Genomic DNA, 17,509 nt, shown 5'->3' with positions numbered 1-17,509 from the left:
ACCTGCTTTTAATACCGCTAGCAATGAAATTAATAACCATTCATCTCTATCTAATTTTACGCCTACTAAACTCTCTATACCTATTTCATAATTAGATAATAAATAATGAGCTAGTTCATTGGAAACCTCATCAAGCTCTTTATACGTAAATCGCTGATCTCCAAGAATAAGTGCTGTGGCATCTGGAGTTTTGGAAGCCTGCGTTACAAATAAATCTACCATCGTAGTTGATGGATAATCAACTGCAGTAGCATTAAAATCATGTAATAACTGAGATTCTTCTGAAGAACCTAAATAATTTAATGTCGCTATACGATTACTTGGACGATTCATTCCTTCTTGTAAAAAGTTATTTAAATGATGTCCTAAACGAGCTATAAAATGAGATTCATAAATATCAGTATTATATTCTATCTGTAATGACAGTTGTCCTTCTTTCTCTGAAAAGAGAAAACTTATGTCAAACTGACTTACTTTTCTTTGATATCCTTCATAAGGTTTTAAATTCAACCCACTTAGTTCTAAACCGTCTGATCTAAATAAATCTTGTTGATTTTGTAAGACTACTAGTACATCAAACAGTCCAGATCTACTCGTATCTCTTCCCAAGCCTAATTCATCTATTAGGTTATCCAGAGGATATTCTTGGTGAGCATACGCATTTAATAAGGTTTCTTTTTGAATGGCTAGTAATTCTTCAAAAGTGGTTTCCTTTTCAAAGATTGTTCTAATAGCCAATGTATTTAAATACAATCCTATTTGATTCTCTAAATCTGTGTGATCTCTTCCAGCAACAGGTGTTCCTAAAACAAGATCTCTTGTATTTGTATACCTTGATAACAGTCCATTAATTCCTGTCATTAAGATCATAAAAAGACTCATATCATTTTCTTGTGAAAACAACTGTAAACGTTTACTAGTTGCTACTGAGAAATCATACGTTATTGAATCTCCCACATAGGATTTAATTTTTGGTCTTATTTTATCTGTAGGAAGCTCTAATACGGGTACATCTCCACTAAAGGTATCTAACCAATATTCTTTAGATAGATGTAGTTTCGCCATTTGAGCTTCACTTTTTACCCAAGAAGCATAGTCTTTATATTGTATAGCAAGCGCTGGTAAATTGATATCTTTTGATTGCACCAAGTGATCATAAATAGTAATAAGCTCTTTACTTAAAACTTCAATAGACCAACCATCACTAATGATATGATGCATATTAAAAAATAATACATGTCTATCTTCTGATAGTCTTACCAGATGTAAACGTACTAAAGGTGCTTCTCCTAAATCAAATTGATACTTATAACTATTCTCAACTCTTTTCTGCAAAGCCTCTTCTTGATTTTCAACTTCGCTATAATCAAAGCATTCCATTTGAAGATCAATACCTAAAGCATCTACAATACACTGACGCACTTCTCCTTTATCATTTCGTTTAAAAAATGTTCTTAAAGTCTCATGTCTCTCAATAACAATAGCAAATGCTTCTTTTAATTTTTCTACATCTAAAACTCCTTCTAATTCAAAGGCACCTGGAATATTATACGCTTTACTACCTCCTTCAAATTGACTTAAAATCCATAGCCTATGTTGCGAAGACGTAAGCGGATAGTCAGCCTGAATTGCTACTTTAGGAATCGTATCATATACCTTATCTCCTAACGTAGGAATAATAGAGGCAATTGTTGGGTTTAAGAACATGTCTTTTATAGTAAGATCATACCCTAATCTATTTTTCACCTTATTAACTACCAATGTCATTTTAAGACTGTGTCCTCCCAAGTCAAAGAAATTATCTGTAAGACCTATGGTTTCTATTCCTAACACTTCTTCCCATATAGCTACTAATTGTCTTTCAATAGTAGTTTCAGGAGCTATATATGTATTTTTAATTCTGTCTTTAGATTGTATAGACGGTAATGCCTTCTTAGCTATTTTACCGTTAGGAGTTAGCGGAATCTTATCCAACTCCACATAATAATTCGGTAACATATAATCAGGTAATTGATGACTTAATGCGATACGCAATGCTTGTTTATCTATTGAAGTTGTACTAACAAGATATGCTATGATTGCTTGATCTCCTTCTACTTCCTTTACAATAACAACACATTGATTAATGTTTTCTTGTAATTGTATAGCATGTTCTATTTCTCCTAACTCAATACGATATCCTCTTACCTTCACTTGGTCGTCTTTACGACCTAAAAACGCTATCGTTCCATCAGATAACCATCTAGCAATATCGCCTGTTTTATATAAGCGTTCTCCTTCAATAAATGGATGTGCTACAAACTTTTCTGATGTTAAATCTTCTCTATTCAAATACCCTCTAGAAAGCCCATCGCCAGAAATACATAACTCTCCAAAAACACCTATAGGTTTTAATGATAAATCATCCGAGAGAATATATGTTTGTGTATTAGCTACAGGAGTTCCTATAGAAATACTATCTTTTTCCAGTTGATTCTTATCTACAGTACAAATCGTAGAACTAATCGTAGTTTCTGTAGGACCGTACTCATTATAAAAATCTGCTACGGCATATAATTTTTCAGCCAGTTTTTTTGAACACGCTTCTCCTCCTGCAATAATTCTACGCAAGTCTTTACACGATGTAAGATCATCCAAATGTTCTAAATAACTCGGTGTTGCGTGTATATGTGTAATGGCATATTCTTTTATCACTTTCGTGAAATCTACCGGATCCATCATACGATCTTTAGATACACTCACTAAAGTTGCTCCATGTAATAAGGCTAAGAATATTTGCTCCATCGAAGCATCAAACGCAGGGTTTGAAAACTGTAATACACGTTCAGAACTACTAAAATCAAATGTTTTTCCTTGATCTATAATATAGTTGACTAAACTCTTGTGCTCAATCATTACGCCTTTAGGGTTCCCTGTAGAGCCTGATGTGTAAATTACATAGGCAAGATGTGTTGCATCTAAAGAAACCACAGGCAATTTGTCACTATAGGCTTCTTGCTTCGTTATAAAAGCAGCAATGAGTGCATCATTTATAGTCACTTTACTTTTAGTATCGTTTTCTATAAAATCAATACGTTGTTGTGGATAACTAGGATCTATGGGCACATACGCTCCTCCTGTTTTTAATATGGCCAATAATGCTATATACAGCCACTCACTTCGCTCTAGTTTTACCGTAATTAAATCTTCTTTTTCAATCGTAAAGCCCGTTACTAAATAATTGGCCAATTGATTTGAAACTGTATCTAATTCTTGGTATGTAAACTTTGTATCATTGAATTCTAATGCTATTGCATTAGGTGTATTCTTAACTTGTGTTGTAAATAAATCTACAACTGTTTTTTCTGACGGATATGCTACTGTTGTAGCATTAAAATCATGTAATAGCATCTCTTTTTCTTCTTCAGAGATGTAATCTATAGCAGTTAATGATTGCGTAGGATCTACAATAAGCGCTTCTAAAATATATAGATATGCCATTAGAATACGCTCCATAGTGGTATGCATAAATATATCTGCATTGTAGTCCCAATCTATAGAAATTCTTCTATCTGCCTGATTACCTACTACCTGATCTATTTGCTCGTAAATAGTATTTATAACCACACTTATATCAAACTGTGAAGCCTTATTATGTCCTTTTATAATTTCAATCTCGGCATCTAGCAAAGACATACTCTGTATAGGTACATTAACGAAGCTAAACATATATTGAAACAGTGGGTGCATGTTTAATCCTCTCTCAGGATTTATTCTTTCTACTACTTTTCCAAAAGGAGTATCATCATGTGTGTATGCATTTAAACACGTCTCTTTTACTTCTTGAAGTACATCTATAAGTGTGCTATCAGACGTAAATGTTGTCCTCAAAGCGATTGTATTTACAATCATCCCTAATACTTCCTGAAATTCTTTATAACGTCTATTAGCAACTGCAGTACCTACACATATATCTGTCTGATTACTGAATTTGTGTAATGCAATTTTAAATGCAGTCATCATTGTAATAAACAATGAGGTATGCTGTTTTTCTGAAAACCTTCTTAATTTTTCTGAAAAATCTAATGAAAACACATGAGATATAGTTCCTCCATTTTTACTAGAAGTTAACGCTCTGGAAAAATCTAATGGTACTAACTGCTCATTTGAAAAACCTTCAAATTTTTGTTCCCAAAAATTTAATTTTTCGTTCATTACGCTTTCGCGAAAGCTTTCTTTTTCCCAATATGCGTAATCTTTAAAAGTAACTTTAGGCTTCTTAACCTCAAACGCTGGGTTTCTTTTTAATTCATTATAAATATCTACAAAATCTCTAAATAAAATACCTTGTGTCCATCCATCTAAGATTAAGTGATGCTCACAGAATAAAAGAACATTTTCTGTTTCTGAAAATCTAAGTAATTCCACTCTAAATAATGGGCCTTCTTCTATCTCAAAAGAGCTATTTTCTAATTTATCAAGACGATCAGAAATTACTTTTTCTTTTGCATTTTCGCTAACTTCTCTACAATCCTTTATTGGAATTGTAAACAAAAATGGAGATAATATTTTTTGATAAGGAGCGCCTTCATGATTTACAAAGACAGTTCTTAAAATCTCGTGTTTCTCTATAAGCTTAGAAAATGTTTTTTCTAATATTGTTATATCTATCTCACCAGTTAACTTAATAGCTCTTGATACATGATATGAGGTATCTTCAGTATCTAACTGATTTAAAAACCATAATCTATCTTGTGCATAAGACAGTGGATATAGTTCTTGATGAGGAGCTATAATATGTTGAATCTCTTTCTTATCTAATGATGGTACTAACTCCCCTATCTCTTTTATAGTAGGAGATTTATAAAAATCTCTCAATGAGAGTTCAACTCCTTTCTGATCTCTTAAATTACTAATAAATTGATTTGCTAATAAAGAGTGTCCTCCTAACTCAAAAAAGCTCACATTGACATCTACTTCATCTAGTTTTAATAGTTCTTTCCAAATAGCTGCAATTTCTTTCTCTTCTTCTGTTGAAGGAAGTGCTACCACTTCGTTTGTATTTAATGTTACAGCTTCTGGCAAACTTTTGATATCTATCTTACCATTCGGTAATAAAGGAATCGCTTCTATAATCACAAAATGTGTTGGGATCATAAATTCTGGCAAATATCCTTTTAAGTCTATAACTAAGGTGGCAATGTTGATAAAAGATTCATTTCCTACTAAATATGCTATTAGTATAGGCATTCCTTTTACCTCTTTTATACATACATAACTATCGATCACATACGCATTTGCTTGTTGTATAGCCTGTTCTATTTCGCCTACTTCAATTCTATATCCTTTATAACTTAGTTGGTTATCTTTTCTACCATAAAAAATAAGGTTATTATCTACATCCCATTTTCCAAGATCTCCTGTTTTATAGATACGTCTTCCATCAATATTCAGAAAAGCCTGATTTGTCAACTCTTTCTTATTAAGGTAACAAACAGCCAGTCCTATACCAGACAAACCTATTTCTCCTATCGCTCCTTTAGGTAATATTTTTGTACCATCTAAAAGATAAACCCCTCTATTTGTGATCGGTTTTCCTATAGGTAGCGAAGCATCTGCTTTTTCGACTTTATGATACGTAGCACAAACAGTACTTTCTGTAGGACCATATGTATTATATACATTATACGTTTCTATAAGTTGATCTACCTGATGAATCTTTAATACATCACCTCCACTAATAAGCGTTTTAAAATTTAAATCATATTTTGTATGATGATCATTAAGATACTGTAATACAAAAGGATTGGTACTTAGTAAAGACACATTATAATACTCACATTCTTGAAGTAATTTATGGAAGTCTTGGGTGTCATTTGCAATCACTAGATTTCCTCCTACAGATAGGATCGGAAAAATTTCTTCTACAGAAGTGTCAAAAGACGTAGACGCTTGTTGTAAAACAACATCTTGCTCATCAAGATTAAAATAATCTCTAAATGTCAATGTATAATCATATAATGATTTATGATTAATCACAACTCCTTTAGGCTTTCCTGTAGAGCCCGATGTATAGATAATATAAGCCTCATCACTAGGTTTGTTATATACAGGTGTATAATTTTCTAAAGGCGTATATGCCTCTATAATCGTATCTATATTACACTCTATTTCTTCTATTATTGATTGAGAAGATACGTCTGTTAAAATAAAGTCTAATTGAGCGTCTTCTATGATATACTGTTTTCTTTCTATTGGATATGCCTCATCAATAGGCACATAAATAGCTCCTGTTTTTAAGGTTGCGAGAATTCCGATAATACTTTTTTCTGATCTTGAAAGCATGACACCAACTTTAGCTCCTTTCTTTACACCTTTCATCTGTAAATAAGAGGCTACTGTATTTGCATACTTTTCAAGTGTTGCATATTCAAGTGAAGTAGCTTGGTAAGATACTGCCTTCCTAAAAGAATGATTAGATACGACAAGGTTCCAGAGATCTAAAAACGTTTCTTCAGGTCTTTGTACCACCTCCCCATTAGAAATAGCATGTACTTCTTGTAATTGAGCCTGACTAGCAATTTGAATATCTGCAATAGACGTATCCTTAATATCTTTTAAATGTGTTAATACATTTTTAAAAGAAGTTATGAGTTGATTTGCTTCAAACTTCGAAACATATTTTTCATTAATATCAAACCTAAAACTAATTTTTTGATCCATGCCTTCAAAAACATGTATAGAAATAGGATCTTCTTCGCTATCATTAGCTAGTGGATATATATCTGTTGTTTTTCCTGAAAACTCAGCTTCATATTGCATACGTTCATAGGATAATCGTACATCATATAATTTTGATGCTTCCTGAGATATATTTCTTAATATATCAGCTTGCTGAAAACGTTGGTGTCTATAACACATAAAGAGTGTACTCTTTATTTCTTTTACAAAATCAATAACCGATGTTGTATTTTCTATAGAAAGTTTTAAAGGTAACAGACTCAGAAACGGACCAAAAGTGCGTTTTTCAGTTGCATTTTTCCTATTTAAAATAGGCATCCCCAAATTTACCTCATCCGTATTGTAGTATTTTGATAATACTATAGAGAAGCACCCCAGTAATAAATGAAAAATTCCGAGTCTCTCTGTTTTTGCAAAATTCCAAAAAGCTTCATTTTCACTTTCAGATAATGCAATTTCAATATGACAATGATTTGTTATTTTATTTGTTCCCGTATATACTAATGACGGTAATGATGCATAACGATCTACCCAGAAGTCTCTATCTTTAGAAAAATCATCCGAAGTCCTATATAGCTCTTCTGAAGCGATAAAGGCTTCATATGAATAGGTGTTTTTTTCTATAGATATCTCATCATAAATAGTATCTGTTTCTAATTGCTTATAAATTCTATTTACTTTATTGTATAACAATTGAAAAGAGAAACCATCTGATATAATATGATGAAGTTTAGAATACCATATATACGATGTAGGACTTACTTTGATAAGCCACATCTTATAAAGTTGTTTCTCATTTTTGAAATCAAAAGGAATTACAAAATCTTCTCGAATCGATTTTATAACTTTTGATTCATCAGATTCTTCTAAATAGACTAATCCTAAATTTGGAGCTACGTCTTGAATACGATATGATGGAAAGCCTCTTTTCTCTTCAAAAACAAAAGAAAAAATATCATTTTCTTTTGCTAAAATATCAAGAGCAAGCTTAAAACGATCTACATCGATAGCTCCTTTTATAAATGCGTAACCTCCAATATTATACTTTGGAGACTCGCTTTCAAGTATCTGATCTAGCCAGATATACTTCTGTACATTTGTGACATTATTTTTCATCAGACTGCTTTTGATAATTTAGACAAATAGTGATTCGGTAATGTTGCCGTAATATTTTGATTGATAGAATCCATACGAACGACAACTTTATTATTATTATTTACATTTAGAATTTCACATTCTAAACCTGTAAAGGCTCCATATTGGATGAGTGCGATTTCACCTTTTTCTAATCGGTCAGGAGTTCGCGCTACATCTACAATATCTTCTGTAGTTAATAAGAATTTAATTTTTTGAATCTCTGTATCTCTTATCGTTGAATAAGAATTTCCACACTTCACAAATGTGCAAGCTCCATTTATAGATTGTGCTTTGTAAAAATCTGTAGCACTTTCAACTTTAACAAAGACATATGATGGAAAAAGAGGAACTTCTATGGTTTTTTTTCGATCACTCCATATGCGTATAGTCTTTACTAATGGTAAGAAAGATTCTAACCCTATCTCTTTTAATAAGTTGTCTACTTTTTGTTCATGACGTGACTTAACATAAAGAACATGCCAGCCAATTTTTAGAAGATTTCCCATAACCGTTAATTTATTTATACAATAACCGAGTAGTAGTAATTGATATGTTTGATATTTAGATAATAGACTAGAAAAAGAATCTTAAAAAAAACCATAGCTTCGCTTCCTTGACTCACATCACGTTCATTCTTAAAAGAAAAATTATGTTTAAAAGAAACTGATCTTTAGTGTATCATATAGTTTGATACAGAAACTCTCTATATAAATATGTTGAGAGTTGACTTCTGATTACTTTGATAATAATCTTTCCGTCCAGGTTCAAAATTTCAATAGTTTATAATAAGTGTGCAACATTTTGCTTTACTTATTATTTGATACAAACATATATCAAAACAGCACCTCAAAAAAGGGAACACTGTCCGTTTTCAGGAAAAATCACCCGTATTTCGCGGAAAACAGACATTGCAAATACAATGCAAAAAACTTATTACCAGTATTTTATGTTTAATTCTTAAAAAACAGGTTTTAAAAAAAAATCAAAAGTCAGGCTAATGAAAACGAATAGAATTCCGACGTTTTTTATCTTTATTTATTGAAAACCATCGTATTATTTTATAAAAAATTTAATATTATAGATCGTTAATTAAAAGAATAAAAAAGGGGCATTTGCCTATATATAATAAGTACATTTTTATAGTAGCTACAAAAAACTATAGTTATAAATTTAGTGGGTAACAAAAAACAATTATAGTAATCTTTATTGTAGAGAGCTTAAGTGAATATATAATCAAAACACAACACATTAAATAATTTATAACAGATTTTTAAAAAAATGTAACTCTCTGATTATTATTATGGAATTTATATAAAAACTACATAAAAATGATGCTCATTGATATAAAAACAATAACTTTAGACAGTTTTTATATCTCTAATTATATTAGAGAATACACTATATAATTTATAAAACGAAATGCTTTTACTCTTTTTAATATATGAGTATTAGTACTAAAAATTAAATAAAACTATAAAACAGAGCTTCTACGCTACATATATTTATATATCGAATGACAAGATTTAAAATCATTATCCCTTTTTTATTAATTACAGTTGGTTTCAAATCAATGTATTCACAAAATAAGAATAATGATACCATACAACTTCTTGCCGAAAAAAGCTATGAATCTTTATCTGATACCTTTCTTACATATCAATCTAAAAAGAATACCTCATTATCGTTAACCTATGGAAAAGCTTTTTTATTAAAAGCTAAAAATGAAAACGATATCATAAAAAAAGCTGAGGGGTATTATATGCTTGCAGATACATATAAAGTAGTACCTGAATATGAGAAAGCACTACAGTACTCAGACTCCATTATTACGATCACAAAAGATATTAAGGATTATTCATATCCGGCAAAGGCACATTTATTAAAAGCAAATATTCTAGGATCTCAAGGTGATTTTCAAAATTCAATGAGTGAATTAGCTGAAGCAAATATCTATGCAAATGAAAATGAAAATGTAGAACAACAATATCAAATAAAATATTTTATTGCACTTCTAAAAAGTAACCTGGATGAAAAAGAAGAAAGCCTAGAAATTTTAAAAAGTGTTGTTGCCTATTACAAGACGAAATACCTGGAAGACGAAAAATATAAGCATGAATATATCACATCACTATACGCATATGGAAATGCTTTCAATATTTTAGAACAATACGATTCTGTACAAAAAGTTAACAATGAAGCCATTCGCTTAACCTTAACAACCAAAGATAGTAGTCTTTATGACAGATTACTTCTTTCTTCAGCAGTTGTTCATTTTAACAAAAAAGAATATCAATCGAGTCTTGATAGTATTCAAAAACTACAAAAACTAAATCTTAAGAAGAAAGCTAGTTTTGGTACAGAAATAAGGACTAATCTTTTTTTAGGGCAAATTTATTTTAAACAAAATAACTTAAAAGCTGCACTCCCGTATCTCATAAAAGTAGACTCTGCTGCATTTAAAGAAGAATATTATTTTCCTTACTTAAGAGATAATTATGAATCTTTAATTCAATATTACAAACAAGATAAAAATGATAAGAAGCAATTATTTTATATAAATAGATTACTTAAAGTAGATAGCCTTCTTGATGATGATATTAAATATTTAGCAAGACATATAAATGAACAATATTCTAAACCTAATTTAATTCTTGAAAAACAACAGATTATAGAAACCTTAGAAAAAAATAATGTAACTAAAATCATAGTACTCATTAATCTACTTATTTCTTTGATCATCCTGATATTCGTTTTAATAAGAAATAATAAAAAGCAAAAGCTTTATAAAAAGCGTTTTCAAGAATTATTAGAAAATAAAAATTCTCAAGAGGTTAGCGTTTCTAAAGACCAAAAAGTAAAAACGAATCAAGAAAACAAACCAAAAGATATTGGCATTTCTGAAATCATAGTCAATGACATTTTAAAAAATTTAGTGAAATTTGAAGAGAATAATGATTTTCTTCAATCAAATATATCTGTATCAAGTCTTTCTAAACGATTTAAAACAAATTCAAAGTACCTATCTAAGGTTATAAATGTACACAAGAATAAAAGTTTTAGTAATTATGTAAATGAATTACGAATAAATTATGTCGTAGAAGAACTAAAAATCAATACTAAATTTAGAAAATACACTATAAGAGCCATCGCAAATGAGATAGGATTCAATACTACAGAAGCTTTTTCTAAATCATTTTTCAAAACAACAGGTATTTATCCTTCGTTTTTCATGAAACAGCTTGAAAAGCAAGAAAATCCAAAAACATATTAAGTACTTGATTATCAGAAAATTGAATCCTTTATTTCCTGAAAACAGATATCTGCTTTCCTGAAACCGCTCTGACACACTCAAAAACAGGCCATAATTTTTGCCAATGACAAGTAGTTTAGCACTGTCATTAATCGTAAAAATTATAACAATGAAAACAAATACAAAAAACACTAAATTAAATCTTGAAAAATTTCAAATCGCTAAACTTACTAATATGAATAGTATTGTAGGAGGGGCTAAAACAGATAATACTAAAAAAGAATCAACGAGTACAGATACATGGACAACATTAACATTTGGTGGATAATATATTATAAATAATGCATTTTATTCCAAGCAAGTAACCTTGATCAATCAAGTATGCTTGCTTGGAATTAGCCGTTTTATAAAACGACTATATCTTCGCATCGCCTCTTCTTTCCCGATTGAAACCACATTTGGTTTTAAAACCTTCATAAAACTATATAGGGATGGAAGGGGCGGAAATCTTTTCAAAATTAAAATAACTCACTTCTTACCCCCTATAAAATAGATCACTAAGCTATTCTAATATGTTCTCTTAAATAAAAGGGTAAAGCCTAGCACAAGACAAGGCCTGTATAAAAAGAATCGATCTAAGGGCCTAGCTATTAAACCATCTCCCTGAAAAAGAGGAATTAGTTCATCTATCTTATATGCATCTTACAGACTTCACAAAATAGTGTTGCTTTAATAAAATGAGTAGACTCTTCAAAACAAGACAAATAATAACACTCATACGACCTTACTTAAGAAGACTAAGTATAAACAGTGTACTAATATGATGTATTAACCTATGATGTATATAGACAAAATGAATAGTATTTGAAGACTAAAGTTTCATTCTGTTACAAATCCTAAAGGAGGTACTGAAGTCTTTTGTTATGTATCCTTTTAAGGAAAGAGAAAGAGAAAGTGAAAGAAATAGAATCAAATGCGCAATAGTTTATGCATACATAAGATCTTCTAGAAAAGACACTGTGCCGATATAAATAATTGACACAAAACAATCATTAAAAATATATAAACTTCTAGATTATACATTAAAAAGAGATTACTAAGGCTTCTATTTAAAAATAATAGCACATAATACTGGTTTTACCACTTGTAAAACGATTAAGAATCAATTTCCCGAAAAAATCATAACAATTTGATTTTAAGATACTTAAAACACTGTATTCCTGAAAACAGACATCTGCTTTCCTGAAAACATGCTAGTACCCTATAAAAGACACCTCTTTTGTGAATGATCAGAGGTAGTTTAGCACTGTCATTAATCGTAAAAATTATAACAATGAAAACAAATGCAAAAAACACTTTAACATTAGAAAAATTTCAAATTGCAAAACTAACCAACTTAAAAAGTATTATAGGAGGAAAAGCAAATAATACCAATAATACACAAGAAGAAGAAAACGAAGAAAGTCCATCAACAACAACAGATACTTGGACAACTATAACTAGAGACGGAAATACATTTGGAGGTTAAATTAGAAATAATGAGTTTTTATAAATCGAAGGGAGAGTTTTAATGTATTCTCCCTTTTCCAAAAAGAGTCAAATGAGGAATACCTACTTAACCACACTTATATTACAGATCATAATTTCTACATGCATCAATGCTCAAAATATAGAAATGCTATCCCCAGAAATTGTAATTGACACCTATCATGACCAAAACATTGAAGACCCTTTTAGGTATGTGGAAAATTTATCTAATCCTCAAGTAAAAGAATGGATTAATTCCCAAAACAAAACATCTCAGTCTTTTTTAAATAATATCCAAAAGAGACAATTTCTTATTGATAAACAAATAGAACTCGACACCAAAAACGACTTTGTTGTGTCTAAACTAAAAGTCACTCATAATGAGTATTACTTTTATTTAAAAAGACTACCCCACGAAAATGTAGCAAAATTATATTACAGGACATCTTTAAATGATAAAGAGTCTTTATTATATGATCCGCTTTTATTCAAATCAACAGAAAATAAAAATTTCGTAATCAATTATTTTCAACCTGATTGGACAAATTCAAACATTGCAATTAGCTTAACCGAAAAAGGAAAAGAAATTTCACAGATAATTATCCTAAATATTCAAACTAAAAAAGTGTATCAGGAAATATTAAAGGAGACTTGGCCATCAAATACAAAAGGCGTAGAATGGTTACCTGACAATTCAGGCTTTATTTATGTAAGGTATCCTAATGCAAATGATACTTCTAAAAATTTTTTATTAAATAGTACTTCACTATTACATTATATAGGCGAGTGTCAATCTAAGGATACACCTATATTCTCTAAAGAATTTTGCCCAACTCTTAATCTTAAAGCAGAAGACCTTCCTATTACAACTATTGAAAATCAAGACAGTAAATATATAACAGCTGCTGTAGCTGGTGTAGATTCATACTATGACACCTATTATTTACCTATTCATAAAATAGGGGCTAATAATTGGATTCCTTTATTCTCAAAAAAAGAATTAATTAAAGACTATAAAATCGTAGGCGATTCTATAATCTTTAAAACTTCATATAATGCACCTAACTTCAAAATAGGCATTACCCCTATCAAAAACCCTAATTTTAAAACGTATAAGACGCTTGTTCCTGAACAAGAAGATCAAGTAATTACAGATTTTTCAATAACATCACAAGGCTTGTATTATGTAACAAGTAAAAACGGAGTTCAAGCAAAACTATACAAACAAACTCCTTTAATAAATCATGAGATTACACTTCCAAAAACATATGGTGATATCTCTATATCATCCCTTGGCGTAGCGAGTTCAAAACTTTGGATAACAGCAAAAGGATGGACAACAAATAGCGAAAGGTTTGAGTATAAAAACAACCAGCTCATCCCTAACAACCTTAATCACACCTCATATTCAGACTTACTAGACGATATTGTTATTGAAGAAGTAGAGGCTATAGGACATGATGGAGAAAAAATACCGCTTTCTATATTTTATCATAAGGACATGGTAAAAAATGGCAGAAATCAATTACTTATGGATGGGTACGGCTCTTATGGAATCTCTATGCGACCAGCAAAACGAATTCATAGAACGCTTTGGATTTTAGAAGGAGGCGTATATGCTATTGCTCATGTACGTGGAGGTGGAGAAAAAGGAAGCAATTGGCATAAAGGAGGATTTAAATCATCTAAACCTAATACCTGGAAAGACTTTATCTCATGTGCAGAGTATCTTATCAAAAATAAATATACATCTCCCAAAAGAATGGCCATCCTAAGTGGTAGTGCTGGTGGTATTTTAATAGGTCGTGCTATTACAGAAAGACCCGATTTGTTTGCCGCTGCTATCGTAGAGTTTGGTTCTTTAAATATGCTACGCTCTGAAATGCGTAATAATGGAGCTAATAATATTAAAGAATTTGGAACTATAAAAGATCCGGAAGAATTTAAAGCATTATTAGAAATGGATGCTTATCATCATATCAAAAAAAACGAACAGTATCCAGCTGTTTTTCTAACAGCTGGATTAAATGACCCTAGAGTTCCTGCTTGGTTCTCAGCTAAATTTATGGCAAAATTACAAACCTATGATGCTTCCAATAATCCAAAACTATTATATGTTGACTCAGATTCTGGACATGGCATAGACGATACTAAAACGAAGATTTTTGAACGTTATGCAAATATCATTGCGTTTGCCTTTAAGCAAACTGGACATCCTGAATATCAATTTTAGAGATGCTGGGTACGCTTTCGCGAAAGCGTATAAAGAATGATCTACAAGTATGCTATTAGGGTCTTTCGTAATCGGAAACTCTACCTCTTTAACATTCATGCGTAATCCCTCTAATACATTGTGTGTTTTATAATCAAAACTCACACGCCTTCTCGTTATATCCATAACTACATTAGATATTCCTTCTACTTTATATAATTGTATGGCAACCGCATTTTTACAACGATCACATTGTATTTTTTTATGGCTACTGTTGTCTTCATGATATATACATTTTTATGATGTAAACTTAAATCATGGAAAAACCTAGGCAGATGACTTTTATCATCTTTTAAAGAAGTTTCTACACCTACTTTTGACCTATAAACATCTTAAACAATCCATATGAAAACAATTATAGTACCTGTAGATTTTTCAAAATACTCTGAAAATGCACTAAAAGTAGCTGCAAAAATTGCAAAAAAACAAAGAGCAGAAATCATTGCAGTACATATGATGGGATTAAGTGATGCAAACCTCATCAAAGAAGACAACGGCATTGAAGGTATGTTTTACATACAACTTACCCAAAAACGTTTTGAGGAATTTTTAGACAAAGACTATTTAGAAGGAATTACAGTGCATCAAACTGTCAAAAATTATAAAATATTTAACGAACTTGATGAAATTGCCAAAGAACACAAAGCAGATCTTATTATAATGGGATCTCATGGTAGTAGCGGACTTCAAGAGGTATTTGTAGGTTCTAATACAGAAAAAGTAGTACGAACAGCTAGTGCTCCTGTACTCGTAATAAAAAATGATTACGAATCTACAAGTGCAACTGCTGTATTTGCATGTGACTACAGGTTAGAAAGTCTAGAAGTATTTAAAAAAGCAATGCAACTTTTTAACCTATTGGATATCCACACAAAGTTGGTGTATATCAATCTTCCTGGTGAAAATTATAAGAGTACAAAACAGATAGAACAACAAATTGTAGACTTCTTAGTGCATCTTGATAAAGAAGATACCATCTTACCTGAAGATGTCACAATCTATTCAGATTACTCTGTAGAGCAAGGTATTTTTAATTATGCTAAGAAAGTAAAAGCGGGTATCATAGGAATTCCTACACATGGTAGAAGAGGATTAGCACATTTCTTTTCTGGGAGTATCAGTGAAGATATTGTCAATCATTCGGAACTTCCCGTCATTACTTTTAAAATGTAATATAGATACATTAATCAACATCCAGAAAATAATTAAATGAAAATTATAAGCCTTCTATCAAACGGTAGAGGGCTTTATCATCTATTATTTTAATGCGTTTACCATCTGTGGTAATCCAGCCTTCTTTTTTAAATGAAGTAAGTGTGCGTATACATGCTTCTTTAGCAGTACCCACCACATTTGCTATATCTTCTCTGGTAAGTGTCATCGCAATATATCCATCCTGATCTACACCAAAGTTTTTATCTAAATATCGTAATGTTTCTGCAATACGTTGTTTTACGGTTTTTTGAGCCATGTTAACGATCACATCATCGGCAAATTTTAGATCATTTGCCATGTGTACCAAAATAGCTTTTGTAAATGCAACATTATTGCTGATATTATCAGTAAGATGATTTTTAGGAATGTAACAAACCTCCATATCATTCAGAGCAACAGCACTTAAATTAGTACTTTCCTCTGTAATTACAGAACGTTGTCCTAGAATTTCTCCTTTAGTAGCAATTTTTACAATCTGATCTTTTCCATTATCACTCATCTTAGAAAGCTTAGACACACCATTGCGTACACAAAAAACACCATTAAGCTTCTCTCCTTCTTCAAAAAGAGCATCTCCTTTCTTTATTGATTTAGTAACTTTACTATCAGATATTTTTTTGAGTTCTTCTTTGCTTAAAGCTTTTAATGAATTTAACTGACGTATAATACAATTCTCACATCTACCATCTTGGTGATTATCCATACCGATACAATTGATCTTATAAAGATACAGCAAGTCACAATGAGATACAAGTAATTAGGTAGAAACACCTACACTCCAAAATCGGATTTATCCTCGTAAAAATCTTCAAAAGTTTTATCGGTTTTATAGTCATCATTTAAAATTTTATAGACTGTAAAAACGAGTGTAAGTTGACCAAATACAGTAAGAAAAAATACCCAGTCAAAACGTAAATTCATAGCAACGAAAACAATAACAGTGAATAAAATAAAGGTTGCCGCTCCTAAGTAATGGATCGCTGAAATTTTCATAGTTAAAATTATTTTGTCTACAATTTAATAAAAAAAGTTAAACAAAAGTATATTTTTAAGCTATTTTGTTTAAAATTACTCAAAAATCATTAAACTATTCTATATTTTCTTATTTATTTTTAGATGATAAAAATCATCTTTTAACGAGCTCATTTTAAGCAAATTTGCTATATGCATGAAAAACTGTTTGGATTGGGAACAAGGTTTATCTAATATCTAAATCATATGAAAAATCTAATCATATCTTTAGTAAAATGGGGAATGGATGTCATCATTATAGGCGTATTTGCTGTTGTTTGTATTGTCATGGCTTTGATCGTATTCAATCTTTCCAATAGTAACAAGAAAGAAGATGATACATCAACAAATTAAGAACCATAGATTATGACTTTTTA

Annotated in this window: 10 protein-coding genes; 6 read left to right on the top strand and 4 right to left on the bottom strand. The window is 30.7% G+C overall.

Annotated features, from left to right (window positions below):
• Together Q1A01_RS21950 and Q1A01_RS21945 are read right to left on the bottom strand one after the other, a co-directional pair.
• On the bottom strand, positions 1 to 7,836 hold a 7,836-nt coding region (locus tag Q1A01_RS21950), incomplete at its 3' end, for a non-ribosomal peptide synthetase (RefSeq protein ID WP_299685173.1).
• Positions 7,836 to 8,363 (bottom strand): UpxY family transcription antiterminator, encoded by a 528-nt coding sequence (locus Q1A01_RS21945; RefSeq protein ID WP_299685171.1) that lies wholly within the window; start codon positions 8,361 to 8,363, stop codon positions 7,836 to 7,838. The genes Q1A01_RS21950 and Q1A01_RS21945, both read right to left, overlap by 1 nt.
• 1,007 nt (positions 8,364 to 9,370) lie before the next feature.
• Here Q1A01_RS21945 and Q1A01_RS21940 point away from each other — a divergent pair.
• The 5 genes from Q1A01_RS21940 to Q1A01_RS21920 all read left to right on the top strand — a co-directional run bounded on the left by Q1A01_RS21940 (position 9,371) and on the right by Q1A01_RS21920 (position 16,079).
• Positions 9,371 to 11,128, top strand: a complete 1,758-nt coding sequence (locus tag Q1A01_RS21940) for an AraC family transcriptional regulator (protein WP_299685169.1) — start codon at positions 9,371 to 9,373, stop codon at positions 11,126 to 11,128.
• A 148-nt stretch (positions 11,129 to 11,276) separates the two neighbouring features.
• Positions 11,277 to 11,435, top strand: coding sequence for a hypothetical protein (locus Q1A01_RS21935; protein ID WP_299685167.1), 159 nt, complete (start codon positions 11,277 to 11,279; stop codon positions 11,433 to 11,435).
• 1,005 nt (positions 11,436 to 12,440) lie between these two features.
• Entirely contained in the window at positions 12,441 to 12,635 is a 195-nt protein-coding gene (locus tag Q1A01_RS21930) for a hypothetical protein (protein ID WP_299685165.1), read from the top strand.
• Positions 12,636 to 12,707: 72 nt separating this feature from the next.
• Positions 12,708 to 14,867: a prolyl oligopeptidase family serine peptidase gene (locus tag Q1A01_RS21925; protein WP_299685163.1), complete on the top strand. Its 2,160-nt coding sequence runs from the start codon at positions 12,708 to 12,710 to the stop codon at positions 14,865 to 14,867.
• Between the two features lie 384 nt (positions 14,868 to 15,251).
• Positions 15,252 to 16,079, top strand: a complete 828-nt coding sequence (locus Q1A01_RS21920) for a universal stress protein (RefSeq protein WP_299685161.1) — start codon at positions 15,252 to 15,254, stop codon at positions 16,077 to 16,079.
• A gap of 43 nt (positions 16,080 to 16,122) precedes the next feature.
• On the opposite strand, the gene Q1A01_RS21915 is transcribed toward Q1A01_RS21920, so the two are convergent.
• Positions 16,123 to 16,824 (bottom strand): Crp/Fnr family transcriptional regulator, encoded by a 702-nt coding sequence (locus tag Q1A01_RS21915; RefSeq protein WP_299685159.1) that lies wholly within the window; start codon positions 16,822 to 16,824, stop codon positions 16,123 to 16,125.
• Positions 16,825 to 16,892: 68 nt separating this feature from the next.
• Positions 16,893 to 17,114: a hypothetical protein gene (locus Q1A01_RS21910; RefSeq protein ID WP_299685157.1), complete on the bottom strand. Its 222-nt coding sequence runs from the start codon at positions 17,112 to 17,114 to the stop codon at positions 16,893 to 16,895.
• Between the two features lie 225 nt (positions 17,115 to 17,339).
• Here Q1A01_RS21910 and Q1A01_RS21905 point away from each other — a divergent pair, with 225 nt between their 5' ends.
• A complete protein-coding gene (locus tag Q1A01_RS21905; protein WP_299685156.1) occupies positions 17,340 to 17,486 on the top strand; it encodes a hypothetical protein in 147 nt (48 codons plus the stop codon).
• The last annotated feature ends 23 nt before the right edge of the window (positions 17,487 to 17,509 follow it).

The organism is uncultured Dokdonia sp. (genome assembly GCF_947492815.1).
GTDB lineage: Bacteria > Bacteroidota > Bacteroidia > Flavobacteriales > Flavobacteriaceae > Dokdonia.
This window is presented reverse-complemented; position numbering and strand designations above follow the sequence as displayed.